The 23,573-nt window shown below is 47.2% G+C and carries 24 protein-coding genes; 15 read left to right on the top strand and 9 right to left on the bottom strand.

Annotated features, from left to right (window positions below; genetic code table 11):
* Positions 1-280: 280 nt before the first annotated feature.
* Both FTU67_RS05015 and FTU67_RS05020 read left to right on the top strand, forming a co-directional pair.
* The gene (locus FTU67_RS05015; protein ID WP_016658512.1) at positions 281-2,104 is read left to right on the top strand and encodes an acyl-CoA dehydrogenase C-terminal domain-containing protein; all 1,824 of its coding nucleotides are present in this window, start codon (positions 281-283) and stop codon (positions 2,102-2,104) included.
* A gap of 352 nt (positions 2,105-2,456) precedes the next feature.
* Positions 2,457-4,076 carry a PT dipeptide repeat lipoprotein gene (locus tag FTU67_RS05020; protein ID WP_180061480.1) on the top strand — a complete coding sequence of 540 codons (1,620 nt, stop codon included), beginning with the start codon at positions 2,457-2,459 and terminating at the stop codon, positions 4,074-4,076.
* 49 nt (positions 4,077-4,125) lie between these two features.
* Here FTU67_RS05020 and hemW read toward each other — a convergent pair whose 3' ends face one another.
* On the bottom strand, positions 4,126-5,280 hold the full coding sequence (gene hemW / locus FTU67_RS05025; protein WP_180061481.1) for a radical SAM family heme chaperone HemW: 1,155 nt from the start codon (positions 5,278-5,280) through the stop codon (positions 4,126-4,128).
* A 127-nt stretch (positions 5,281-5,407) separates the two neighbouring features.
* Here hemW and FTU67_RS05030 point away from each other — a divergent pair, with 127 nt between their 5' ends.
* From FTU67_RS05030 to FTU67_RS05045, 4 genes are all read left to right on the top strand, one after another.
* Positions 5,408-5,866, top strand: coding sequence for a DMT family transporter (locus FTU67_RS05030; protein WP_016658510.1), 459 nt, complete (start codon positions 5,408-5,410; stop codon positions 5,864-5,866).
* A 91-nt stretch (positions 5,867-5,957) separates the two neighbouring features.
* Positions 5,958-7,256 carry an MATE family efflux transporter gene (locus FTU67_RS05035; protein WP_075168245.1) on the top strand — a complete coding sequence of 433 codons (1,299 nt, stop codon included), beginning with the start codon at positions 5,958-5,960 and terminating at the stop codon, positions 7,254-7,256.
* Between the two features lie 156 nt (positions 7,257-7,412).
* On the top strand, positions 7,413-8,711 hold the full coding sequence (locus FTU67_RS05040) for an AarF/ABC1/UbiB kinase family protein (protein ID WP_016658508.1): 1,299 nt from the start codon (positions 7,413-7,415) through the stop codon (positions 8,709-8,711).
* Positions 8,712-8,819: 108 nt separating this feature from the next.
* Entirely contained in the window at positions 8,820-9,077 is a 258-nt protein-coding gene (locus FTU67_RS05045; protein ID WP_016658507.1) for a type B 50S ribosomal protein L31, read from the top strand.
* Positions 9,078-9,182: 105 nt separating this feature from the next.
* Here FTU67_RS05045 and crcB read toward each other — a convergent pair whose 3' ends face one another.
* The gene (crcB, locus tag FTU67_RS05050; protein WP_180061482.1) at positions 9,183-9,563 is read right to left on the bottom strand and encodes a fluoride efflux transporter CrcB; all 381 of its coding nucleotides are present in this window, start codon (positions 9,561-9,563) and stop codon (positions 9,183-9,185) included.
* A 173-nt stretch (positions 9,564-9,736) separates the two neighbouring features.
* Between crcB and FTU67_RS05055 the strand changes: the two genes are divergently transcribed.
* Entirely contained in the window at positions 9,737-10,069 is a 333-nt protein-coding gene (locus tag FTU67_RS05055; RefSeq protein WP_034598239.1) for a HopJ type III effector protein, read from the top strand.
* Between the two features lie 57 nt (positions 10,070-10,126).
* On the opposite strand, the gene FTU67_RS05060 is transcribed toward FTU67_RS05055, so the two are convergent.
* Both FTU67_RS05060 and FTU67_RS05065 read right to left on the bottom strand, forming a co-directional pair.
* The gene (locus tag FTU67_RS05060; RefSeq protein WP_034597979.1) at positions 10,127-10,546 is read right to left on the bottom strand and encodes a protease inhibitor I42 family protein; all 420 of its coding nucleotides are present in this window, start codon (positions 10,544-10,546) and stop codon (positions 10,127-10,129) included.
* 55 nt (positions 10,547-10,601) lie between these two features.
* Positions 10,602-11,135 carry a hypothetical protein gene (locus tag FTU67_RS05065; protein WP_373366849.1) on the bottom strand — a complete coding sequence of 178 codons (534 nt, stop codon included), beginning with the start codon at positions 11,133-11,135 and terminating at the stop codon, positions 10,602-10,604.
* 200 nt (positions 11,136-11,335) lie between these two features.
* Here FTU67_RS05065 and FTU67_RS05070 point away from each other — a divergent pair, with 200 nt between their 5' ends.
* Positions 11,336-11,962 carry a class I SAM-dependent methyltransferase gene (locus FTU67_RS05070; RefSeq protein WP_168384184.1) on the top strand — a complete coding sequence of 209 codons (627 nt, stop codon included), beginning with the start codon at positions 11,336-11,338 and terminating at the stop codon, positions 11,960-11,962.
* Between the two features lie 6 nt (positions 11,963-11,968).
* Here FTU67_RS05070 and FTU67_RS05075 read toward each other — a convergent pair whose 3' ends face one another.
* Positions 11,969-12,559: a hypothetical protein gene (locus tag FTU67_RS05075; RefSeq protein ID WP_286420076.1), complete on the bottom strand. Its 591-nt coding sequence runs from the start codon at positions 12,557-12,559 to the stop codon at positions 11,969-11,971.
* 23 nt (positions 12,560-12,582) lie between these two features.
* Positions 12,583-13,050 (bottom strand): Holliday junction resolvase-like protein, encoded by a 468-nt coding sequence (locus FTU67_RS05080; protein WP_180061483.1) that lies wholly within the window; start codon positions 13,048-13,050, stop codon positions 12,583-12,585.
* A 119-nt stretch (positions 13,051-13,169) separates the two neighbouring features.
* Between FTU67_RS05080 and FTU67_RS05085 the strand changes: the two genes are divergently transcribed.
* From FTU67_RS05085 to FTU67_RS05100, 4 genes are all read left to right on the top strand, one after another.
* The gene (locus FTU67_RS05085; protein ID WP_005180385.1) at positions 13,170-13,814 is read left to right on the top strand and encodes a ParA family protein; all 645 of its coding nucleotides are present in this window, start codon (positions 13,170-13,172) and stop codon (positions 13,812-13,814) included.
* A 136-nt stretch (positions 13,815-13,950) separates the two neighbouring features.
* Complete coding sequence (locus FTU67_RS05090; RefSeq protein WP_162182848.1) at positions 13,951-15,078, top strand: AI-2E family transporter; 1,128 nt, start codon at positions 13,951-13,953, stop codon at positions 15,076-15,078.
* A gap of 105 nt (positions 15,079-15,183) precedes the next feature.
* On the top strand, positions 15,184-15,729 hold the full coding sequence (gene sodC / locus FTU67_RS05095; protein WP_104489504.1) for a superoxide dismutase family protein: 546 nt from the start codon (positions 15,184-15,186) through the stop codon (positions 15,727-15,729).
* Positions 15,730-16,015: 286 nt separating this feature from the next.
* Positions 16,016-16,315: a DUF3817 domain-containing protein gene (locus FTU67_RS05100; RefSeq protein WP_045795347.1), complete on the top strand. Its 300-nt coding sequence runs from the start codon at positions 16,016-16,018 to the stop codon at positions 16,313-16,315.
* 114 nt (positions 16,316-16,429) lie between these two features.
* Here FTU67_RS05100 and FTU67_RS05105 read toward each other — a convergent pair whose 3' ends face one another.
* From FTU67_RS05105 to FTU67_RS05120, 3 genes are all read right to left on the bottom strand, one after another.
* Positions 16,430-17,659: an MFS transporter gene (locus FTU67_RS05105; protein ID WP_180061484.1), complete on the bottom strand. Its 1,230-nt coding sequence runs from the start codon at positions 17,657-17,659 to the stop codon at positions 16,430-16,432.
* A gap of 231 nt (positions 17,660-17,890) precedes the next feature.
* On the bottom strand, positions 17,891-18,262 hold the full coding sequence (locus FTU67_RS05115) for a hypothetical protein (protein ID WP_005180395.1): 372 nt from the start codon (positions 18,260-18,262) through the stop codon (positions 17,891-17,893).
* A 152-nt stretch (positions 18,263-18,414) separates the two neighbouring features.
* The gene (locus FTU67_RS05120; RefSeq protein WP_045795292.1) at positions 18,415-19,824 is read right to left on the bottom strand and encodes an FAD-binding oxidoreductase; all 1,410 of its coding nucleotides are present in this window, start codon (positions 19,822-19,824) and stop codon (positions 18,415-18,417) included.
* Positions 19,825-20,178: 354 nt separating this feature from the next.
* On the opposite strand from FTU67_RS05120, the gene serA reads away from it, so the two are divergent.
* From serA to FTU67_RS05135, 3 genes are all read left to right on the top strand, one after another.
* Positions 20,179-21,411 (top strand): phosphoglycerate dehydrogenase, encoded by a 1,233-nt coding sequence (gene serA / locus FTU67_RS05125; protein ID WP_005180397.1) that lies wholly within the window; start codon positions 20,179-20,181, stop codon positions 21,409-21,411.
* Between the two features lie 236 nt (positions 21,412-21,647).
* Positions 21,648-22,523 (top strand): DMT family transporter, encoded by an 876-nt coding sequence (locus tag FTU67_RS05130; protein ID WP_005180400.1) that lies wholly within the window; start codon positions 21,648-21,650, stop codon positions 22,521-22,523.
* Positions 22,524-22,669: 146 nt separating this feature from the next.
* The gene (locus tag FTU67_RS05135; protein ID WP_034598244.1) at positions 22,670-23,542 is read left to right on the top strand and encodes a DMT family transporter; all 873 of its coding nucleotides are present in this window, start codon (positions 22,670-22,672) and stop codon (positions 23,540-23,542) included.
* Positions 23,543-23,573: the final 31 nt, after the last annotated feature.

Genomic DNA, 23,573 nt, shown 5'->3' on the forward strand with positions numbered 1-23,573 from the left:
AGATTTAAACACCTTGCCGGCCATTAGGCTTTGGTCCTAGATCATGCTCACTTATGTTTTATTTTGTTATAATTTAAATAAATAGAATACAAAAAACAGTGGTGACAAGGGCAGGATTTTCTCCTAAATTAGAACTGATCCCACGTCTATAAGATTCTATTGATTCGCTTTTCTGACATTTTTAACTGAATTCAACATCAATGTATTTTGATGCGCAGTGTGAATAATCAAACTATCCGATCAGATAATCCAAAACTATTTTTAAATCAGGATTAATGTTATGCCAGCATATAAAGCGCCTTTACACGACATTCGTTTCTTAATGAATGAAGTGTTTGACTATCCAGCACATTATCAAACTTTGTCTAACGGTGAAGCAGCAGATCCAGAAACAGTCGACATGATTCTCGAAGGGGCGGCTGATTTTTGTGAAAATGTCCTCTCTCCTTTGAACCAGACCGGCGACCAGGAAGGCTGTCATTTTGAAAATGGCGAAGTGAAAACGCCAAAAGGCTTTAAAGAAGCCTATGACCAGTTTGTGCAAAGCGGCTGGCAAGGTCTGTCTTATCCAGAACAGTACGGCGGTCAAAACCTGCCAATGTCGTTAAACCTGATCAAATCTGAAATGATGGGCACCGCCAACTGGTCATTTCAGATGTATCCGGGTTTAAGTGTGGGCTGTATCAACACCATTATCCAGTACGGTACAGACGAACAAAAAGATACCTATCTGCCGCATCTGGTGGCAGGCACCTGGTCAGGAACCATGTGTTTGACCGAACCACAATGTGGTACTGACTTAGGTCAGGTGAAAACCAAAGCGGAACCGCAAGCCGATGGTACTTATGCCATTTCAGGCACCAAAATCTTTATTTCTGCCGGCGAACATGACCTGACCGAAAATATTGTCCATATTGTCTTGGCGCGTTTACCGGATGCTCCGGCCGGTACCAAAGGTATTTCCCTGTTTATCGTACCGAAATTCCTGCCATCTGCAGACGGTGGCGTGGGTGAGCGTAACCCAGTGACCTGTGGTTCAATTGAACACAAAATGGGGATTCGCGCGTCGGCAACCGCGGTGCTGAACTTTGACAATGCGGTGGGTTATTTAATTGGCGAACCAAACAAAGGCCTGCATGCCATGTTCACCTTTATGAATACTGCCCGTATTGGTACCGCGATTCAGGGGATCTGTCATGCGGAACTGGCCTTCCAGGGTGCTTTACCGTATGCCAAAGAACGGATGTCAATGCGTGCCCTGTCCGGTAAAAAAGATCCGGAAAAAGTGGCCGATGCCATTATTCACCATGCCGATGTGCGCCGTATGCTGCTGACGCAAAAAGCTATTGCTGAAGGTGGTCGTGCCATGATTTATCATGCCGCACAAATTGCCGACAAAATGACCGATGCACTGGAGCGTGGCGATACCGCTGCCTTTGAACAGCATGATGATCACCTCGGTTTCTATACTCCAATTCTAAAAGGCTTCCTGACTGAAATGGGCTATGAAGCCGCCAACCATGGCATGCAGGTTTATGGCGGTCATGGCTATATCAAAGAATGGGGCATGGAACAGATTGTACGTGACTCGCGTATCTCGACCCTGTATGAAGGCACCACCGGTGTACAGGCGCTTGACCTGATTGGCCGTAAAGTACTGCTGACCTCAAAAGGTAAAGTGATTCGTGACTATACCGCAGAAATTCTGAAATTCTGTGGTCAGCATGCCCGCAATAAATACATGCGCCGTTTTGCCTGGGACTTAACCAAGCTATGCGCGCAGTGGAATGCCCTGACGGTACGCATCATGCTGGCAGCACGTAAAGACCGCGACATCGTCTCAAGTGCCTCTGTCGACTTCCTGATGTTCTCGGGTTATGTGATGATGGCTTACTTCTGGGCACAGCAGGCGGCCGTTGCATCGGCCAAACTGGCATCGAATGATGGCGCAGAAACCCCAGAGTTCTACAAAGCGAAAATCAAAGTGGCAGATTTCTACTTTGAACGCTTATTGCCACGTACCCAAGGTCATGCCGAAGCGATGGTCAATCCATCTAAAACCATGACAGCATTAGCACCAGAACATTTTAGCTTCGATTACTAATGATCAAAGCAAGTAAAAAAGAGCGCCTCGGCGCTCTTTTTTATTTTGTGATTTTGTAATCCTACTGTTTTTTCTAAAATGTGCATTGTGTACTAATTTCAAGCACCAAAAATGTGCTTGAATTAAAGAAAAATATTTCTTTTAACAACTATTAAATTTGAATACAAAAGTGACTTGGCCTAAAAATCACGCTCATTTTGATCTTTAAGCACCATTTAAAAACGTGATTGAAATCACAACCAATCTTAACTCCCCTTTACACTTATAAAATCGCTTACATTCTCAGCTCATCTCTATATTGAAAAATCGCTAAGCTCTGCGGTGAAAACTCTAAAAATAACAGGTAATAATCATGAAATATAAAATGCTTTCACTGCATATTCTAGCGATCAGTATGGGCAGCTTGGTACTGGCTGGCTGTGGTGGTTCTGATAGCTCATCCAACACGCCGACACCAACACCAACACCAACACCAACACCAACACCGACACCGACACCGACACCAACACCGACACCGACACCGACACCGACACCGACACCGACACCGACACCGACACCGACACCGACACCGACACCAACACCGACACCAACACCAGTCGCAGATGTTGCAGATCAATTTCAAGGTTCTTGGTTATTTGGTATGCCGACAGGTTGTCCATACAGTAAAGCCGTGGTTTCTAAAACAGCAGCAACAGCTTTAGATATCACCACAGAAAGTGTTAAAGCAACAGAAGCTGGAAATTGTGCTAGCTCTCTAATTGATAATCGAACCTTAACAGATCAGTTTGCTATGGTGAGTAATATTCAACCTAAGCAACAAGTAGGTGCTGTGATTTATCATTTAGCAGATTATAGGTCTGCACTTTCGAATGCCAACGCGCCTGCGCTAAAAGTGGCATTAACTTATAAAAACAGCAATGCAGTCTGCATCATTACCTCTCAAGATCGCACAGAAATTGAAAAACAAATCAATGCAATTGCAGACCCTATTAAAAATGCAAGTTGTTTAACTAAAAGTTCACCGGCTTTTAGTACGCTCGCTCCAAAAACAGTATTGGCAACGGGCAGTTATCAATTAGCTGCGTCTTTAGATCCCGTAAGTCAAGCAACAGAATATTTAGCGCAACTCAACACCTTAGGTCAGCAAGGTTATGCATTGCTGCACCGTAATATTAAAACGACGTCTTCAGGCAGCCCTGAAAACTTATATTTAACCAATAGCAAGCAACAGCAGCGCTATGCCTATACCAGTAAAAATTTGAATTTAAATAGCCTTGATATTCGCTATGCACGTTGGTTTGATGAAGCGAAAGCGCAAGCGGCCAATGGCTATCTACCATTTTCATCACATCGTGCAGGTTCATCACTGAATTTCACCCATTATTTTGTGAAAAAAACCTCTGCATCAGACAGCTATACTTTAGATTACAAACACTTTTATCCTGCTGCCACAGTCCAAGATATGATTGCTGGCTTTAATGAACTCGGGGCAAAAGGCTGTAAATTGATTTTATGGGATTCGAATGTTTTTGTTGGTGCACAAACCACCTTAGCGAATACCAATAGCGTTGATATAGCAACCTGTGCCAATAGCAGCACACATAACGGTACCTATAGCTATGTATATGTCAAAAAGCCAATGAACTCAGTAACAGAACCAAATACTGCAGAAATCAATACAATCATTCAAAATCAATTGAAAGCGGGTTATCGTTTAGTTTCTAGCACTTTTTATGTCAAACCAACCGAAACAGAAGCGCTTTTATTTGAAAAAGACAGCAGTAAATCGACTACTACAGAATATAAAGTCTTTGCAGAAAATGCTTTGCGTTTAAACAATGGCAGTCCAAATTTACTACGTCGTTTAAATGAACAAGGTAAAATTGGTTGGCTGTACACAGGCGATGGCTATATTTTTAGCAATGATCCAAATAGCATGATTGGCTCATTAACAGGTGTCAATTTGCCTTAAGCACTACTTAAAAACAGATAAAGCCCAATATATATTGGGCTTTATCGTCTTATAAAAACTCTTCTAATATTGAGTTCAAGAACATATGCCCTTGCGGCGTACACGACAAGCGAGTTTCATCTGCCACCATCAAATGACGTTGGCGTAAGGAATTTACCACAGGCAAAACCGTATCTAATGCCAAACCTGTACGTGCTGTATAAAGATGAGCATCCACACCTTTATTTAAACGTAGTGCATTCATCATAAATTCAAACGGCATGTCTTCAGCTTCGATGCGTTTAAACTGCAAATGCTCGGCAGGTACTTTGGCTAAATAGTCTTTCGGCTGACGGGTTTTTTGATAACGATATACGCCATCAGGTCGGGTGACTTTGCCATGCGCACCAGCGCCAATCGCCAGATAATCGCCAAATTGCCAGTAATTCAAATTATGTGCCGAAGGTCGCTCCTTCCGCCACGCCGATACTTCATAATTGATAAAACCATTGGCCTTTAAATAAGCCTCACCCTGTTCCTGAATTGCTTCCAGCACTTCATCGACCGGTAACACCGGCTGGGTGCGGAAAAACACGGTATTCGGTTCAATGGTCAGCTGATACCAGGAAATATGGGTTGCGCCCTGCTCGACCGCCAGTTTTAAATCATTTAAGGCCTGTTCCAAAGTCTGCTCCGGCAAACCATGCATCAAATCGACGTTAATGCGCTGAAAGCCGGCCTCACGCGCCAAGTGAATCGCTGAAAGCGCATCACTCTGGCTATGAATCCGGCCCAGTTTTTGCAGATGATCGCTATTAAAACTTTGCACCCCAATTGACAGACGGTTAATTCCCGCTGCCAGATAACCGGCAAAAGGATCATGTTCAATGGTGCCCGGATTGGCCTCTAAGGTAATTTCGCAATCGTCTTGAAACGGCAACAGCGCTTTAAGCTGTGCAAACAGCCATTGATAGCCGGCTGCTGAAATCAGCGATGGCGTCCCACCGCCAATAAACACACTGTGAATTTTACGACCCTGGGCAAGTTCCAGCTGTGTATTAAAATCGGCGACCAAGGCCTGTAAATATTGCTGCTCCAAATCTAGTGACAGTTTGCCATCCGGGACGGCATGCGAGTTAAAGTCACAATACGGACACTTGCGCACACACCACGGCATGTGAATATAGAGGGACAAGGGAACAGACGCAGGATTCAATTCAGCCAAGGAACAAGCTCAAAAACAGCAAAGGAAGATGCATATTTTAACATGACTGCATCAGGACACCGATAAAATCTCACAGCGAATCCCGCTACACTAGAAAAAATTACAGAAGAATTAGCGTGTTAGAATGATGAAAATATCTTCGCAATTACTGCTTTTAATGCCGCTGGCCATGGGGATCGGGATTGCCATGACCCTGCAAACCGCCATCAATACCCAGCTACGCGAATATTTATATTCTCCTTTGCAGGCTGCCCTTTTCTCGTTTTTGGTTGGTACAATAGTGCTGGCTATTTTGGTGTTTTTTCAACAGGTTCCCAAACCCAATCTGCACGAGATCGTCCATTTGCCCTGGTATATGTGGCTGGGCGGTGTGTTAGGGGTCTATGCCATCAGTTTAAGTATTTATGCAGCACCGAAACTCGGCTATCTCACCCTGACCGGTTTAATCCTGTTTGGCCAGATTGCCATGTCGATGCTGGTCGATCATTTTGGTGTCCTGGGCACAGAAAAAGCACCCATCAACTGGCAACGTCTTCTGGGTGGCGTGGTGATTTTTATAGGTGTGCTTCTCACTTTACAACGCTAATCGCTCTGTTCTAAGCACATGATGAATATGGGTAATAACTGTGGCTACGCTTGGCAGCACACGTTTTGAATTAAAACAACTGTTCCGTTTAATGATTCCGATTCTGGTGACGCAATTTGCCCAGGCCGGTCTGGGGCTAATTGATACCATTATGGCCGGTCAGTTTTCACCGACCGATCTGGCCGCAATTGCAGTTGGTGTGGGGCTGTGGCTTCCGGTGATGCTGCTGTTTAGTGGCATCATGATTGCCACTACACCGCTGGTGGCCGAGGCCAATGGTGCGCGTACACCGGAAAAAATTGCCACCATTGCCCGGCAATCGTTATGGGTGGCGTTTATTTTGGGCTGGATTGCCTGCCTGATTCTACAGCTGGCGCCGCTGTTATTGCCGCTGCTTGGAGTACCAGAAAGCCTGCAACCGAAAGCCGGACTGTTCCTGCATGCCATTGGGTTTGGTATGCCGGCGGTGACCATGTATGCTGCGCTACGTGGCTATTCCGAGGCGCTGGGTTATCCACGGCCGGTAACGGTCATCAGTCTGCTGGCGCTGGTAGTACTGGTGCCGTTGAACCTGATCTTTATGTATGGTTTAGGGCCGCTGCCTGAACTGGGCAGTGCCGGCTGCGGCTTTGCCACGGCCATTTTACAGTGGCTGATGTTTATTACCCTGGCGCTGTACATTTCCAAAAGCAGCGCCTACCAAAGCACCCAGATTTTCACCCGCTGGGAACCCATCGACCGTTACTGGATGAAACGGATTTTAATGCTCGGCCTGCCGATTGGTTTGGCAATTTTCTTTGAAGTCAGTATTTTCAGTACCGCAGCCATCGTGATTAGCCCCTTAGGGGAAACGCTGGTAGCAGCACACCAGATTGCCATGTCGGTGACCTCACAGCTGTTTATGATTCCGATGTCTCTAGCCATTGCACTGACCATCCGCATTGGCACCTATTATGGTGAAAAAAACTGGGCTGCCATGCGCCGCGTGCAGTATCTGGGTCTGATTACCGCAACCCTGCTGGCCTTTATGACCATGAGTTTTATGTGGCTGTTCCGTCCGGAAATTATTTCGATTTATACCTCGGATGTCGATGTGGCACAGGTGGCAATGTATCTGCTGCTGTTTGCAATTGCCTACCAGCTAATGGATGCCTGGCAAATTAGTGCAGCCGGCTGTTTACGCGGTATGCAGGACACCAAAGGCCCAATGTGGATTACCATGCTGGCCTACTGGGTCATTGCCTTTCCGGTCGGGGTATATTTTTCCCGCTTTGGCAGCATGGGTGCCGCCGGGGTCTGGGTCGGCCTGATTGTCGGCTTGAGCGTGGCCTGTGTACTGTTGCTGATCCGGTTGTATATGAACAACCAGCGCCTGAGTCAAAGCAGCTAAGCGATTCGCCTTCCATCATCTCTAGCCGGCCATTACCGCCGGCTTTTTTATTTGTAGCATGCAGTGAAATTGCTTATTAACAATTTAAAGTAGGCTTTTCACCCAACTGCCGGTATGCTCAAGGCAGATAGTCAAGATGATCTTAAGGAACCTCGCATGGCAAAAACGGCTAGTACACCGGGTCGTCGCTTTATGAAACTGGCCAGTATGACCGCCAGTATCGCCACCAAAACCGTTTCCAATTCAATTAAAAACTTTTCTGCCGATGACGAGCAGAAGAATGCCGCACGCAGCAAACTGTTTCAGGATATTGGTATCCAGATTGCCGATACCTTGGGAGAAATGAAAGGTGCGGTCATGAAAGTGGGGCAAATTGCCTCGCAATATAAAGATATTTTCCCACCAGAAGTGGCGCGGGCCATCAGCAAATTACAACGTCAGGCACCGCCCATGCCTTTTGCCGAAATTCAGGCACAAATCGAAAAAGAACTGGGCAAGCCCCTCGCGCAGATTTTCCAGCATTTTGATGAAACCCCATTTGCCGCCGCGTCCATTGGCCAGGTACATAAGGCAATTTTGCCGACGGGTGAACAGGTGGTAGTGAAAATCCAGTATCCGGGTGTCGATGAAGCCTGTGAAAGTGACCTGAAACAGGTGCGTCTGGCCTTGCGTTTAATGGGTGTGTTAAAAATTGACCGCAAATTGCAGGACAAACTGTTCCAGGAAATTCAGGACAGTCTGGACAATGAGCTGAACTACCAGATTGAAGCACAAAACCTGGAAGTGGCGCGTACCTTCCATCAGGCGCTGGACAGTAAAATTATTATTCCGCAGGTCTTTAAGGACTATTCGACCCGGCATATTTTAACGTTAAGTCTGGAACAGGGTGACAGTATTGAAACCGCCAGCCAGTGGCCACTGGCGACCCGGAATGAACTGGGACGCCGGCTGTTTCGCGCTATTGGTCAGGAAATTTTCTATCTCAAGCGTTTCCACTGTGACCCGCATCCGGGTAACTTTGCCTTCCGTGAAGATGGCAGCGTGATTATTTATGATTACGGCGGTGTGAAGACCTTGTCCAATGACATTGTGCAGCATTTTAAAGCGCTGATTCAGGCCGGCCGTGCCCAGAATATTGCCTTAATGGAACAGGAACTGACTGCCCTGCACTCCCTGTCCGAACAAGGCAAATTCCCGCCAGAACTGTATCAGGCCTGGCTGGAAGTGCTGATGCGCCCTTTGACCACCGATTATGATTTTGCCGAAAACTCGGCCCATCATGATGGTATGGAACTGATGAAACCCTCGTTAAAATATTGGGATGTATTCAAGCCATCACCCGATACCTTAATGGTCAACCGTACGGTATCGGGTCATTACTGGAATCTGATTCATTTAAAAGTGCATGACAATTTAAATGATCTGTTTGAAGAACTGGTTCCACCACACGCTTAAACCATATATTAAAAACCACGCTGAGCCCGAATGACCCATTCGGGCTGACTTTACTTTTTATTTGTTACGTTATAACATTACAATATTCAGCAAACATGAGGAATTGTTATGCGTCCAGAGATCCATCCCGAATATCAGGAAGTGCTGTTTCACGACACCAATGCCGATGCCTATTTTATTATTGGCAGCACCCTGAAGCCGCAGCAGACCAAGGAATATCAGGGCAAAATCTATCCCTATATGACTTTAGATATTTCCAGTGCTTCGCATCCGTTTTATACCGGTGAGCAACGTCAGGCCAGCAATGAAGGCCGTGTCGCCAGCTTCAATAAACGCTTTGCCCGTTTTAAACGCAGCAAGGACTAAGCCGCGCAGTAGAAAAAAATTGGCATACACATCCTTTATGAAGTCTAGACCTTTATCTCCAGCTAGGCTTCATTTTTTATTTTATGCAGTTGATTTTCCTGTTTTTTATTTCGTATTTAATAGCACCTGAAACAGATAAAAACCCACCGCCAGACAGAGCACACCCAAAATCACACTTGAGATCACATATATTAACGCCACGCTGGTGTGTCCCTGTTTCAGCAATTGAAAAGTTTCCAGTCCAAAACTGGAAAAGGTAGTAAAGCCACCTAAAATCCCGACCATTAGAAACAGTCGCAGCTCCTGTTGTAGTACCGGGAACTTTTGGCTGAAGGCAAAAAATATTCCGGCAGCAAAACAGCCAAGCAGATTCACCGACCAGGTCGGCCAGGGAAATAACACACCGGGCTTAAATAGCCACAGACTCAGGCCATAGCGCAGACTCGCCCCGATTGCTCCACCCAATGCCACCCAAAGCCAATTCATGTTGTGTTTATCTCCATGTGTATAACTGCCATTTTATCCACAAGTTGGGCCAAAGCGCAGATTTTTTCATCTGCCGGGTGCAAAAATTGAGGCCGAAATAGGCTAAACCCCTGCGAAAAAACATGCTATTGTCGCAGGGCTTTTACCAATTTTTTCTATGGATTGAGAACATGATGGCTCAAGATTTATTGGCCCAGCTGCATGCAGGCAAAGCGAACTTTGCAGATGTAATTGCCTATATTGATGCACGTTATACCCACACACCAACTGCGTTTAGTAATGGCCAGCAACACAATGCCGCCACCGAAAACCAAGGCAGCGCTAAAGTACTGAGTTTTGCCAAATTAAATGGTTTAGATCATGCGCAAACCTTAAGCCTGTTTGCTGAACACTATGCGGCGGTACTGGCCACGCCTGAAGCCACCGACCACCAGAATATCCGCCAGTTTATGCAGCAAGGTTGGGCTGGTGTACAGTTTGCAGGCGAAGTGCTCACAGCCAAATAAGCCTTTAAAACGAAAAACCTCTAAAACAGAGGTTTTTTTATGTCTGATGTTCAGGTTTTAAGCTACGCGCACCCGGCATTTCCATTCTGCCAAGGGAAGCGGTTCTCCCGCCCTAGCCTGTTTTAAATGAATCAGTCCTTCACCCACCTGAACCGCACGAAAACGGAAGGTTTTTTCTCCAGCGGCATTTAACTGCGCGGAGTCATGCTGAGCATTTTCTGCATCCGCGTGTAGATACAAGGTTTCCAGCTTAAAGATGGACGGATGTTGCATCACCGACCAGTGATAGCCGGTGGCTGGATTTTCTGCCAGACGCAATTCCAGGGTTTCCCCGATCTTTAAATTTAACAGTGCCGGACATTGCTGATCGGCATGATAAACATGAGTACCATCGACCGGGGTACTGACGCTACCACAACCGCTGAGGGTCAACAGCCCCAGCCAGCTACAGAGAATGAGTGTCTTGCTATGATTCATCCACCTATGATTCATCAACATTCCCCTGGTGCTACATTTTACCCATCAGGCCACATTAACTGCGTTTTACTTTTTCAATCCACTGGATTGAACTGACCCGAAACACTTCACAGGCACCATCACCTGTATCGGTCGGGGTGAGTGACGACGTCCAAACCATATCTTTGTCTTTAACTTCGACCAACTCCCCGCTTAAACGCACCAGATCACCACGTTTGACCTGTTTAATCTGTTTGGCAATTTTTGGATTAGCCGGAATGATGTGCATATTGGAAACCATCTGCATGGCCTGCTCTGCTGGCACCGGCAAACGATCCATCTTCCAGTTTAAATAGCGGTCATACTGATTTACCGTAATATGCCGGGCAATTTCCGGCTCTGCAAACAGGCCCCAGCTCACCGCATAATCAATCGGAGAAAACTTGGCCTGCTCATCATCGGTATAGGTTTTTGAACCTAAAATCCGGAAATCGCCACGAAAGGACTGCAAGACCGAAATCGACTGATCAGCAGATGCCGGCGCTAACCCTTTGGCAATATTATAGTCGACCGATGCCATGGCACTGGTCTGTAACAAGGCGGCCGTCATAAACGAAATAAGTCCAAAGCGCAGCTTCATGAGAGTCTCAGATCCTTCAGTCAGAACAGATATATCTTTGATATTAATTGATGTTGATCAGCAGAAAATAAAGAAATGGTAAGAAAATGGTTATCTTTGGTCTCATTTTTGTCTTTGCCTGCGCGGCTCAGTTAAAATAAACATAGATTAAATAAAAATATGTGATTTCAATGCTTTATAAATTCTATCAACAGCATATTTTCCCACACCTGCTGAATCAGGTGATGCAGACGCCGAGCCTGATGGATTTACGCCGTGAATTGCTGCTGCCAATTGAGGGTGAGGTACTGGAGATTGGCTTTGGCACCGGGCTGAATTTACCCTTTTACCAAAATGTCGATGTAGTCTATGCGCTGGAGCCAAACCTGGAGATTTTCCAGCTGGCCGAAACACGGATTCGTGACAGTGCCATTCTGGTGGAGCATCTGGCTGGCAAAGCTGAGCAGCTGGATTTTGCCGATAATCGTCTGGAGCATGTAGTATCAACCTGGACCTTATGCAGCGTGCAACAGATTGAACAGTGTCTGGCCGAAATTTATCGGGTACTGAAACCGGGTGGTTGCCTGCATCTGGTCGAGCATGTACTGCATCCTGAAAATTTATATATTCAACGCTTGCAACATCTGCTGACGCCGCTGCAAAAACGGCTGGCGGATGGCTGTCATCTCAACCGCGATCTGGCGCTGCTGTTACAGCAGGCCGGTTTTGAATTTCAGGAAAAATACGAGATAGATGCGGCCGGTATTCCGAAAATTGGCCAGCGGATGCTGCTGGCCCGTGTGCGTAAACCGGCTTAAACGCGGTTAATCCAGTACTTGAAGCTGCTGCACCCGTACTATCCGGCAATTGTTCGCTGGTAGCGGGTAATGGTTGATCTGAAAATACTGCCCCGTGCTGACTGAACGCACCTTGACCCACTCGCCGCGCAGCACTATACGCTGCCCGGCTTTAACACGGCGCAGGCGCTGAGCAATCTGTTCGCTGGCAGCAATGGCGCTGATATTGAGCGTGTTGGCAATCACCTGTTGTGCTGCAAGCGAGCTAGTGGACGCCACCTGAAACTGATAGCAGCGCTGGGTCTGTTCAAAATCGACCGTTTGGGCCTGCTCTGATGAACTAAACACGTCTTTGGCCAGCAGCAGATCAATATTGCTGACATAGGCCAGATCATTAAAATGTCCCACCACCGGTGCAGCCGGATGAATCACCCGGCGATCCGGACTGTAGTAACGTTTTGCCACGACCTGATACTGCCCGGAAAAATCCCCTTCAGTTTCCAGCGCAAAGTTCTTTAACACCCCTGACTGCTGTAAATGTGGGATGGCACGAAAATATTCCGACCATAGCCAGATCATCAGGGCCAGTCCCGCCAGACTGAGCAGTATTTTATTCACAAGAAAATTCAGTCATCAAAAAATTAATCCTCGAAATCAATACGGATGGTTTCAAAGCGCAGTCGCCCCTGCTGAATAGCTTCGGCAATGGCCTGCTGGCCTTTGGTCAGACGTGCGCCGCCACTTTTAATATCAATTAACACCACCTGAATATCCTCAGCCCGACCATCGCCATCCCGAAAGTCGGTATAGCCATCAAATACGATATAATCGACCGGATCGCCCAGAAATTTGGCATCGCTGGGCAAGTATTCAAATTGCGGCATAATCGGTGCCATCTGCTCGGCCATTTTGCCTTTGAGCACCGCGCGACTGGTATTGACGCTGCGCTTTTTGGCCTGCGCCAGTGCCTGCTGATGTTCCAGCTCCAGCTCGGCAATATACTGTTCATATTCGGCCTTAATCCGGCCATTGCGGCTATGACTTAAAATGATGGTGGTCAGCACCACTCCTATTGCAACGCCTATAAGCATTGCCATCCATATTGACATGGGGTTTTCCTGATTTTTTAAAATTTGCAAGCAGCGCTACGACTTTTGTCAACGGTCATCTCCAGCACATCAAACAATGATATGCTAGGGATGAGCAGAATAAAATCTTTAGTAGGGTCATGAAAACAATCTTAGTCGCCAATCAAAAAGGTGGATGTGGAAAAACCATTACCGCCATCAGTTTAGCTTCCGCCTTAGCCCAAAAAGGATATAAAGTCGCCCTGGCCGATGCCGATAACCAGAAATCTGCACGACAATGGTTAAAACAGCGTCCAGAAAGCGCCGCTCCCATTCAGAGTCTGGACTGGCGTCATGAAAAATCGGTCGGTGATGCGCCTAAAAATATCGAATACCTGATTATTGATGCGCCGGGGGCATTATCTGGTGATCAGGCCGAGCAGCTGATTAGTGAAGCGCATGCGATTATTACCCCGCTGCAGCCTTCCTTCTTCGATATTGATTCAACCCGCCGCTTTTTAAAGCATTTGCAGGAAATTAAACGGATTCGTAAAGGCAAGGTTCAGATTTTACTGCTAGCCAACCGGGTCAAGGCCAACAGTGCCAGCTCCAAAGAAATTCGTGATTTCTTTGAAAAAATTGAACAGGAACCGGTGGCCTGGATTTCTGAACGTGCTGCCTATGGTCAACTGGCGATGCAGGGTTTAAGCGTATTTGATAAAACCCAGAAAAATTACCTGACCATTCAAAATCAGTGGCAGCCTGTCCTGAATGCAATTATTGATGATCCGGCCCAATGGTTCTAAGCGCTTAAGCGATTAAACGGCTTTTGCCTTTCCACTCCCGCTTCAATATTTAACAGAACTTACGCAGCGTTCATTTGCGAGCGCTGGGTTTTCAGTTAATATGCTTCAAGACCTTAGGAATGAGCCAGTGAACTCAGTGCAACAATACGCGCCCACTTTACAAAAAGTCTTGCTATTTGGACTATTTTTTGTCCTGATTTTTTTGAGCTTTCATGTCCTCAAATACTTTATTGTTCCTGTAGTTTGGGCCACCATTATTGCCTATATGACCTGGCCGCTGTATCAGTCGGTACAGCGCATGTGCGGTCCACGGCCGACCTTAAGTGCCACAATTATGATGATTCTGGTGACGCTGGTGGTCGGTATTCCATTGACCTTTGCCATTTTTATCTTGCAGCACGAAGGGCGCAACTTGTATTACGAATTACAGAAGCAGGTCTTTTCCGGGCATTTGAATGTGCCGGATTTTATCCGCGATCTGCCCTTTGTGGGTAAAGAAATTAGCCGCTCCTTACGCGAAATTAATGAAGATCCGAACAGCATCATTAATTCGATTTCAGTCTGGATTCAGGGCCATCTGAATTATGGCCGTTTCCTGCTCAGTGAAATTAGCCGCAATTTAATTAAACTCGGCTTTGCCATGCTGTCGCTGTTCTTCTTCTATCGTGATGGCCAGACCATTTTAAATCAGGTCAGTAAAGCGCTGGAAATGGTGATCGGACCACGTGTACACCATTATTTAGATACCATTTCTGAAACCACCCGTGCGGTGGTTTACGGGGTTGGCTTGACTGCAATTGCCCAGGCACTTTTGGCCGGGGTCAGCTACTTTGTGGCCGGGGTGCCAAACCCGATGGTATTGACCATTGTCACTTTCCTGTTTGCCCTGATTCCGTTTGGCCCACCGCTGGCCTATGGCTCGGTGGCGCTGTGGCTGTTCTCTCAAGGGCAAACCATTGAAGCAATTGGCGTGATGGCCTGGGGCGTGTGTGTGGTCAGTACCGCAGATAACGTGATTCGTCCGCTGGTGATTTCCGGCGCCACCCAGATTCCATTCCTGCTGATCATGTTCGGGGTTCTGGGCGGTATTGCCAGCTTTGGCCTGATTGGCCTGTTTATTGGCCCGGTGATTCTGGCGGTCTTGCTGGCAATCTGGCGTGAATGGCTGCATGAAACCAATGAAGCCGAAGCCATGATGATGCCAAAAACCACCATGGCCTATGACCTGCCCGATGATCAGGGACCGGCTGCACCAAAAGGCTAAATTTCATTAAGAAACTTATACACGCCTGTACGCAAACTGCATTGTGTTGCCTCCTGAGCCTTGTTTGAATGAAGCCACATATTCGAATAAGACAGGATGCAAACCATGACCCCACTTTTTAAACTCGGTGCTTTATGTGCGTTTACCGCGCTGGTCGGAGTCGGCTGTACCACCACACCCGATACCGTGATTGGCGCCAGTAAAAACGTTGCCGTTAATGCGGTCTCTGCCCAAGGCATTGGCGCCCAGCTCGGTGAAGTCCAACTGACCGATAGTGCTGCAGGTCTGGTTATCCGTACCAATCTGACCCAGTTACCACCGGGTCCACATGGTTTCCATATTCATGAAAACGGTTCCTGCGCCCCAGCAGAAAAAGACGGTAAAATGCAGGCTGCGCTAGCCGCAGGTGGTCACTTTAATCCGAATCAGGCACCCAACCACGGCAATCCATTAAGCGGCCATCTCGGTGATTTACCGGTCCTGAATGTGGCAGCCAATGGCACGGCACGTGTCACCCTACTGGCGCCGCGTCTGAAATTACAGGATGTACAAGGTCTGGCGCTCATGATTCATGCCGGTGGCGATAACTATGCCGATACGCCAAAACCGTTAGGCGGTGGTGGTGACCGAATTGCCTGTGGCGTGATCTAAACCTTGTGCGGATAAATCCCGACTTATCCACAGTTTTCTGATTTTTAAGGCACTTATCCATAGCGATGAGTGCCTTTTTCTATGCCTAGATTAAATAGCAATCTGAGGCTACAAGATTAATTATCAGGCTTTTATTTCAACATCAACAGCTTAGCAAAAACCAAGCCCTACAGTCTGATTTATATTAAAAAACAAAAACTTAAAACCGGGCCGTGCACTAAAAAGCATGGCCCTCTGCGCCAATATTCGCTACACTGCAACTAGATCTATGGGGAAATTGCAGAGTATGAACATCCAAAGCTTGCGCGTGGTGGGTTTTTTAGAAGGTTTATCTTTTCTGGCCTTGCTGTTTATTGCCATGCCACTGAAATATATATGGGGTAACCCAATTCTGGTGAAATACGTCGGCATGGGCCACGGTGTGCTGTTTATTGCCTTTCTGGTGGTGCTGTTCGTGGTCTGTGAAAAACAGAAATGGTCAATTCAGGTGTTTTTAATGGGCGTGATTGCTTCAATTTTACCGTTTGGCCCGTTTATTTTTGATGCCAAACTGAAGAAAATGGCACAACCGCAGGTCGAAGTGTAACTCCAGACTCATCGATCAATCAGGCATTCACCAGACTACTGTTTGCTGGATGCCTTTTATTTTTGGCCTTTTAGCCACATGATCTTATTTATAGATGCCAGATGATCAGCCCACTTAAAACTGACCGCTTTCGGCACGTTCGTGCATAATCTGTTTTAAGCCTAGCCGTGGATAAGCAAACCACAAGGCGATTAAGGCAAAACAGGACAGGCTATAAGCCCACAGCTCAAAATGACTGTAGAGCATGCGCACCAGTTCAATCACCACAAAAAAGCTCAGCATCATCAGCACAGAAGCGGTTGCGGCCACGGTCCCTTTCGACACCTCGGACGACATCAAAGCAAAACGGTAAATAATTGAAAAACTGATGCCCTCACCAAAGCTGATTAAAGTCATACCCAGAATCAGACACCAGATTAAATAGTCTGGTATGAGCAGACCAAGAATTAACAGCAAGGTACCGACCAACATGAGTGGCAAGCCCATCAGCACAGTCTGTCCCAAAGCAAAACGGTCAATGATTTTCAGCAGCAATAAATTCCCGGCAATCAGCCCGCCCAAGACCGGAAATTGGGCCAGACCATATTGCAGACTGCTCAGATTGAGCTGCTCCACCAGCATCACCGGCGACAAGGCAATCCATAACATCAGCGGCATGCTTAAGAGCGGCAAGGCAAAGGTCATGGTCAGAAAACGGCGGTTTTTCAGTACCTGTTTAAAATCATCCCAGATATAGCCAATCGGCTGTTTCGGAATACTGAGCTGCTGCTCCGGCATTTTGGCTTTCAGTCCGAGCCAGCTCAAAGCCGCCAAAGCTGCAATCCCAATAAAGCCCCAATGCCAGGACACATGCTCGATCATAAACGCACCCAACACTGGCCCCAATAGCGGCGCCAGCAGCGATACATTGGCCATGAGTGCCATGACTTTAATTGCATCGCGTTCGGCAAAACTTTCCTGAATGGCGGCATAGCCTACTGCAGTAATTACTGACAAGCCAAAGCCCTGCAAAAAGCGCAGCAATAAAAAGCTTTCGATGTTCTGGGTCAATAAAATCAGCAGGCAGGTCACCACAAAAAACAGCACCCCGCCCAGCAGGACTTTTTTACGGCCTAAACGGTCCGATAAAGGACCTAAAATGGCCGCGACACAGGCACCGCCGAGCAGATAAAACGACATCGAAGAGGCTGCCCAGGAACTGCTGACGCCAAAATCCTGGGTAATGGCGAGCATGGCCGGCTGTACCAGATCATTGCCGATATAGACAGAAAATTCGAACAGCACCAAAGCCAGCGGAAACATTAAGGTGGCGCGGGAGAGCGTTGTAGTTGGAGTGGTTTGCATAGCGCTCAAAAGCCTGCAAGATTAGCAGGCTGCAATCATAACAATGGGCGCAGTGTAGCAGAGTTTATTTTTAAAATCTGTGACTTTTCTGATGAGGAAATGCTGGATTTGCGGCAGCAGCACTTAGCTAGAGCGGCTGAACAAAATCAGTATAAATCCCCGGTTTAAAAACAGAAAAGCGTAGGGTTTAGCTACGCTTTTCAATCAAAATCATTAAAAGATTCAAGCGGATTAAGGACATACAGCCTTCTGGAAAGTCTTGGTATTTTTGCCGCGCAGACATTGATAGCTCTTTTCAGTTTTCACTTTTTCCCAGTCGCCATCGACCAGTTTAAAACTGTAAATGGTGCGAATCGAGCGTACCGAATCATCCATTAAACCGGTTTCAGTCACTTTAACCTGGGCCGCAGTCGGTGATTCGACATTATTAAAGAATTGACGCAGCTCGACTGTCGCCAGCTGTTTACGTAAATCCGGACGCTCTTTTAACACCTGTGCCAACGGTGTTTCGGCAGACGGTGTCACTTTAGACACAATATTCTGGGTGGTGGCACATCCTGTAACAGCAATCGCCAGTCCTGCCATTGCAGCGAAACGAAACATAACTCTATCCAAACTGATTCAACACTGTAAAAATGATGCCGGCTTTTTGCGCTTAACACTATGCACAGAATGTAATTTGAGCGAGAGTGCACATGATAAGTGCCATAAAAAAAGCGCATCCGGAGATGCGCTTTTTCGTTCTATTGGCCTGATTACAGGTCGAATAATTTACCCGGGTTCATAATCCCATTCGGGTCAAAGACCTGTTTCAAGGCTTTCATATATTCGATTTCTTCAGCAGAACGCGAGTATTCCAGATATGGCTTTTTGGTCATGCCAACACCGTGCTCTGCAGAAATTGAACCGTCATATTTTTTTACAGTATCAAACACATACTTGTTCACCACCTGACATTTGGCAAAGAATTCATCTTTGCTTAAATCGGCAGGTTTCAGGATGTTCAGGTGCAGGTTACCATCCCCAATATGACCGAACCAGCAGATTTCAAAGTCTGGATAGTTCTCGGCCACAATCGCATCAATTTCTTTAATAAATGCCGGCACGTGGGTAATCAGCACTGAAATATCGTTTTTGTATGGAATAAACGGCGCAATCGATTCCGAAATATCTTCACGTAAACGCCATAAGCTTTCGACCTGATCCAGGCTTTGGCTGAGTACGCCGTCCAGCACCCAGCCCTGTTCCATACAGTGCTCAAAAATTTCCATCGCCTTGTCCATAATCGGTTCAAACGGCGCTTCAAATTCAAGCAATACATAGAATGGACATTCGGTTTCAAACGGACGCTGTACATGACCATTGGCCAGTACTTTCTGCATTGCCAGTTCACCAAAGAACTCGAACGCAGTTAAATCAATTTTGGCCTGGAAAGCGTGCAGCACAGGCATGACTGCATCAAAATCCGGTACACCCAGCACCATCACTTGCAGGTCTTGCGGTTGACGCTCCAGCTTGATTTCCGCTTCAGTGACGAGGCCTAAAGTCCCTTCACCACCAATGAATAAGTGTTGCAGTGCATAACCGGTGGCGTTTTTGATCATGCCTTTGTTTAAACGCAGCACATCACCTTTACCGGTCACCACGGTTAAGCCCAGCACCCAGTTACGGGTCATGCCGTATTTAATTACTTTAATGCCGCCGGCATTGGTACCGATGTTACCGCCAATTTGTGATGAACCGGCAGAGGCAAAATCGACCGGGTAATACATGCCCTGCTCTTCGGCATAGTTTTGCAGCTGTTCAGTCACCACACCGGCCTGTACCCGTACCATGCGGTCTGCCGGGAAGAATTCCAGAATCTGGTTCATCTTGTCCATGCTGACCACGATTTCACCGTTGGCCGCTACCGCACCCGCAGAAAGACCGGTACGACCGCCCGATGGCGTGACTGCCACATTGAACTGATTGGCAAGTTTCACAATCGCTTGCACCTGCTCAGTGCTCGATGGAAAAACGATGACGGATGGGTTTGGATCAAAGTGCTTGGTATGATCTCGACCCCAATTCTGGAGGCTGTCCGCATCAGTTTTAATACGGTTTTCACCTACAATTGCAGTCAATTGGGTCAATAACTCTGGGGTTAAAGCGACTGGAGCATTCATCGTTTGCAGACCTGGCAAGAATTAAACAAGAAGAGATTTATCCGGACTGGCGCTGTACATTTTAAAGTCATGCCAAAGCACAGTAAAAGATAAAAAACGGGCAAGAAACCAACAGCCTGAGGCTGGTTTTTGCCGTCTGGGGCTATTATAAGCGATTTTTCTGTAAAACCTGAGAAAAACCATCATTTTGATAATATAGCTTTGAAAATACAGAGTTAATTCAACCAAAAATGAATCCTGCGTTTATATTTTCTACAGAAATAGCAGACCGATCAGCCATAAATGGAATGTATCTCCTGCCCGCTCCTATGATATGATACTGCCACTAAATTTGGCCTTTGTAGCGGAGCCGTAATGAGCCAACATCTTTCACTACCTAAAGATAAAATTCGTTTCCTGTTGTTAGAGGGCGTTCACCAAAATGCCATCGACACGTTAAATGCTGCCGGATATACCAACATCGACTACCGTAAAACTGCGCTTGAGGGTGAAGCGCTGAAAGAAGCGGTCAAAGATGCACACTTCATTGGTATTCGTTCACGTACGCAATTAACTGAAGAAATCTTTGAAGCTGCGAACAAGCTGATCGCGGTTGGCTGTTTCTGTATCGGAACCAACCAAGTCGATTTAAATGCAGCCATGGTACGTGGTATTCCAGTATTTAACGCACCATATTCAAATACCCGTTCTGTTGCGGAACTGGTCCTTGCTGAACTGATTCTGCTGCTTCGTGGCGTACCAGCCAAATCGGCATCATGTCACCGCGGTGGCTGGGAAAAATCTGCAGCGGGTTCTTTTGAAACACGCGGTAAGACTTTAGGTATTGTGGGTTACGGTTCAATTGGTTCGCAACTGTCTGTGCTTGCTGAAAGCCTGGGTATGCATGTGATCTATTATGATGCAGTGACCAAACTGCCAATGGGTAATGCGCGCCAGGTCGGTTCTTTGGCTGAATTGCTGGCCAATGCAGACGTGGTATCGCTACACGTGCCAGACGTTCCATCAACCCGTAACTTTATGGGCAAAGAACAGTTTGCACAAATGAAAGAAGGCGCGATCTTCCTGAATGCGGCACGTGGTACCTGTGTCATTATTGAAGATCTGGCAGATGCAATTAAATCAGGTCATCTGGCTGGTGCTGCGGTTGACGTATTCCCGAAAGAGCCGAAAGCCAATGGTGAAGAATTCGTTTCTCCACTGCGCGGTCTGGACAATGTGATCCTGACTCCACACGTGGGCGGTTCAACCATGGAAGCGCAAGCCAACATTGGTCTGGAAGTGGCTGAGAAATTTGTGGCTTATTCTGACAAGGGTATGACCCTGTCTGCAGTGAACTTCCCTGAAATTGCCTTGCCATTGACTGAAGGTAAACACCGTTTACTGCACATTCATAAAAACATTCCAGGCGTATTGTCTAAAATCAACAACCTGTTTGCTGAGCAAGGCATCAACATTTCGGGTCAATCTTTAATGACCAAAGGTGATGTCGGTTATCTGGTGATGGATGTGGATGCAACTGCATCTCAAGAAGCACTGGATATGCTGCATGATGTTGAAGGCACTATCCGTGTACGTGTTCTGTTCTAATTTCAATTAGACAGTAACACCCAAAACCACAGCCCTTGCGCTGTGGTTTTTTATGTCCCGCTTCTAAAACAATACGCAATCCTTATTTCATGTTCTTTTGAAATCGTGAATGAGCCTTGTTTTATCTGCTGGCCACTTACGCAGCCACGACATGGAAGCGTCATCTGTTCATGCTATGCTAGCGGCTATTGATCTGTTGATGATCGCCCTACTCTCCCAACCAGCCCATTCCAGTTATGTCGATACTTCAAAATGCGCCGCATCTCCGCGCTGTGCTGTTGTTGCTGATTGCCATGCTCAGCCTGCAAAGCAGCGGCTCGATGGCCAAGCTGCTATTTGATCAGTTCCCGATTCTGACCGTTTCTGCCATGCGGCTGCTGCTGAGCGCGCTGGTGCTGATGCTGATTTTTCAGCTCTGGAACATTCAGCCCAAAGCCATACGCTGGCCAGCGATTTTCAGCTACGGCGCAGCACTGGCCGGCATGAACATGCTGTTTTATCTGGCGATTGACCGCCTGCCGCTGGGGATTGCGGTATCATTTGAATTTATCGGGCCGTTAAGCGTGGCGCTGTTTTATGCCCGGCGCAAATTCGATTTTATTTGGGTCGGCCTCGCCATTGTCGGGCTGGTGCTGTTATTTCCCTTTGATCAGACCGCGCAGCCGCTCGATGGTCTGGGTGTGTTGTTTGCCTTAGGCGCCGGTGCCTGCTGGGCCTTATATATTGTGGCCGGACAGAAACCGTCGGGTGTGTCCGGGAATCATACGGTCTGTTTAGGTATGCTGGTCGGTACCCTGATTTTATTACCCATTGCTTTATGGGATGGCCTGCCTGTTAGCGTATTTGAACCGGGCAATTTCATCTATTTTATTGCCTTGGCAGTTCTGGCCAGCGCCTTGCCCTTTAGTCTGGAAATGATTGCACTTCGCAACCTGACCGCACTCAGTTTCGGTACACTGATGAGCATGGAACCGGCCATTGCCGCGCTCTCCGGTTTTGTCTTTTTGGGCGAACAGTTACTCTGGAATCAATGGCTGGCCTTAAGCACCATTATTGCCGCCTCTATTGGCTGTACCTATACCGTACAGCAGCGTAAACAGCAGTCCAGTTAAGTAGAGTGGATCTGGCCAGACTGAGCCTCCTGCTGTGTAGTGCTGGAATTTATTTTGACCGGCTACTCATCAAAATTTAAGCAAATTGCTATAATCAGCAGCATCTCCCCAATATGCTGACACCTTCCGGTGTTGGTGGTGCGCTTATGCAAAATGCTCAACTGCTGTCGGTACTGTTCATGGTGCTGTCCATGACTTCGTACCAGATTAGTGCCTCCTTTGCCAAACAACTGTTTGAGGTGCTCGATCCGCTTACCGTGACCATTTTACGGTTGTGCTTTGCCGCCATTATTATCTGCCTGATGTTCCGTTCCTGGAAGATTATTTCCCGGCTGTCCTTTTTAAAATGGCGTGATCTGCTCTGCTATAGCGCGGCCCTGTGTCTGATGAATGTGCTGTTCTATATGTCGCTGGGCAAATTGCCGCAAGGGATTGCGGTTGGTCTGGAATTTATTGGCCCACTGGGACTGGCCCTGCTCTCGATTAAACAGCGTAGTGATTATATCTGGGTGCTTTTAGCCATTTTGGGAATTGCGCTGATGGTGCCTTGGGGACAGGCCAACAGTGACAATTTTTCAGTCTTTGGTGCCCTCTGTGCGCTGGGCGCCGGCTTTTGCTGGGCCCTCTATATTTATTTCGGGCAGCGCGTGGTACAGCAGAATATTGGCATGCATGCCCTCACCATTGCCATTAGTCTGGCTGCGCTGACCCTGTTACCCATTGGTCTGTATCACAATGCCGCGGCCCTGGTCGATACCCAATACTGGGGCAAAGCCATCGCCATTGCCATTTTGGCCACCGCCATTCCGTATGCACTGGACCTGAAAGCCTTACAGCATTTAAGCAAGCTCAGTTATGGCACCCTGTCCAGTTTATCGCCGGCACTGGCCGCGCTAACCGGCCTGGTGTTACTCGGTGAACAGATCAGCCTGTTGCAATGGGTCGCGCTGTTCTGTGTGATGCTGGCCTCCGTGGGCGTGACTCTAAGAGCCAGCCGTAAGAAAGCTGTCAGCCCTTAAGCAAAAAGAGAGATCAAACAAGATGAATAAA

Source organism: Acinetobacter sp. YH12132, from assembly GCF_013418645.1.
GTDB classification, from domain to species: Bacteria; Pseudomonadota; Gammaproteobacteria; order Pseudomonadales; family Moraxellaceae; genus Acinetobacter; species Acinetobacter indicus.

Excerpts from the sequence above, each read along its gene's own strand:
- FTU67_RS05060 (WP_034597979.1), bottom strand. The coding sequence starts at position 10,546 with ATGAATCATAGCAAGACACTCATTCTCTGTAGCTGGCTGGGGCTGTTG.
- FTU67_RS05130 (WP_005180400.1), top strand. The coding sequence starts at position 21,648 with ATGTCGATACTTCAAAATGCGCCGCATCTCCGCGCTGTGCTGTTGTTG.
- FTU67_RS05045 (WP_016658507.1), top strand. The coding sequence starts at position 8,820 with ATGCGTCCAGAGATCCATCCCGAATATCAGGAAGTGCTGTTTCACGAC.
- sodC (WP_104489504.1), top strand. The coding sequence starts at position 15,184 with ATGACCCCACTTTTTAAACTCGGTGCTTTATGTGCGTTTACCGCGCTG.
- FTU67_RS05100 (WP_045795347.1), top strand. The coding sequence starts at position 16,016 with ATGAACATCCAAAGCTTGCGCGTGGTGGGTTTTTTAGAAGGTTTATCT.
- FTU67_RS05080 (WP_180061483.1), bottom strand. The coding sequence starts at position 13,050 with ATGTCAATATGGATGGCAATGCTTATAGGCGTTGCAATAGGAGTGGTG.
- FTU67_RS05065 (WP_373366849.1), bottom strand. The coding sequence starts at position 11,135 with ATGACGGCCGCCTTGTTACAGACCAGTGCCATGGCATCGGTCGACTAT.
- FTU67_RS05035 (WP_075168245.1), top strand. The coding sequence starts at position 5,958 with ATGATTCCGATTCTGGTGACGCAATTTGCCCAGGCCGGTCTGGGGCTA.
- FTU67_RS05030 (WP_016658510.1), top strand. The coding sequence starts at position 5,408 with ATGAAAATATCTTCGCAATTACTGCTTTTAATGCCGCTGGCCATGGGG.
- FTU67_RS05070 (WP_168384184.1), top strand. The coding sequence starts at position 11,336 with ATGCTTTATAAATTCTATCAACAGCATATTTTCCCACACCTGCTGAAT.
- FTU67_RS05085 (WP_005180385.1), top strand. The coding sequence starts at position 13,170 with ATGAAAACAATCTTAGTCGCCAATCAAAAAGGTGGATGTGGAAAAACC.
- crcB (WP_180061482.1), bottom strand. The coding sequence starts at position 9,563 with ATGAATTGGCTTTGGGTGGCATTGGGTGGAGCAATCGGGGCGAGTCTG.
- FTU67_RS05015 (WP_016658512.1), top strand. The coding sequence starts at position 281 with ATGCCAGCATATAAAGCGCCTTTACACGACATTCGTTTCTTAATGAAT.
- FTU67_RS05055 (WP_034598239.1), top strand. The coding sequence starts at position 9,737 with ATGGCTCAAGATTTATTGGCCCAGCTGCATGCAGGCAAAGCGAACTTT.
- serA (WP_005180397.1), top strand. The coding sequence starts at position 20,179 with ATGAGCCAACATCTTTCACTACCTAAAGATAAAATTCGTTTCCTGTTG.
- FTU67_RS05115 (WP_005180395.1), bottom strand. The coding sequence starts at position 18,262 with ATGTTTCGTTTCGCTGCAATGGCAGGACTGGCGATTGCTGTTACAGGA.
- FTU67_RS05135 (WP_034598244.1), top strand. The coding sequence starts at position 22,670 with ATGCAAAATGCTCAACTGCTGTCGGTACTGTTCATGGTGCTGTCCATG.
- FTU67_RS05105 (WP_180061484.1), bottom strand. The coding sequence starts at position 17,659 with ATGCAAACCACTCCAACTACAACGCTCTCCCGCGCCACCTTAATGTTT.
- FTU67_RS05020 (WP_180061480.1), top strand. The coding sequence starts at position 2,457 with ATGAAATATAAAATGCTTTCACTGCATATTCTAGCGATCAGTATGGGC.
- FTU67_RS05040 (WP_016658508.1), top strand. The coding sequence starts at position 7,413 with ATGGCAAAAACGGCTAGTACACCGGGTCGTCGCTTTATGAAACTGGCC.
- FTU67_RS05120 (WP_045795292.1), bottom strand. The coding sequence starts at position 19,824 with ATGAATGCTCCAGTCGCTTTAACCCCAGAGTTATTGACCCAATTGACT.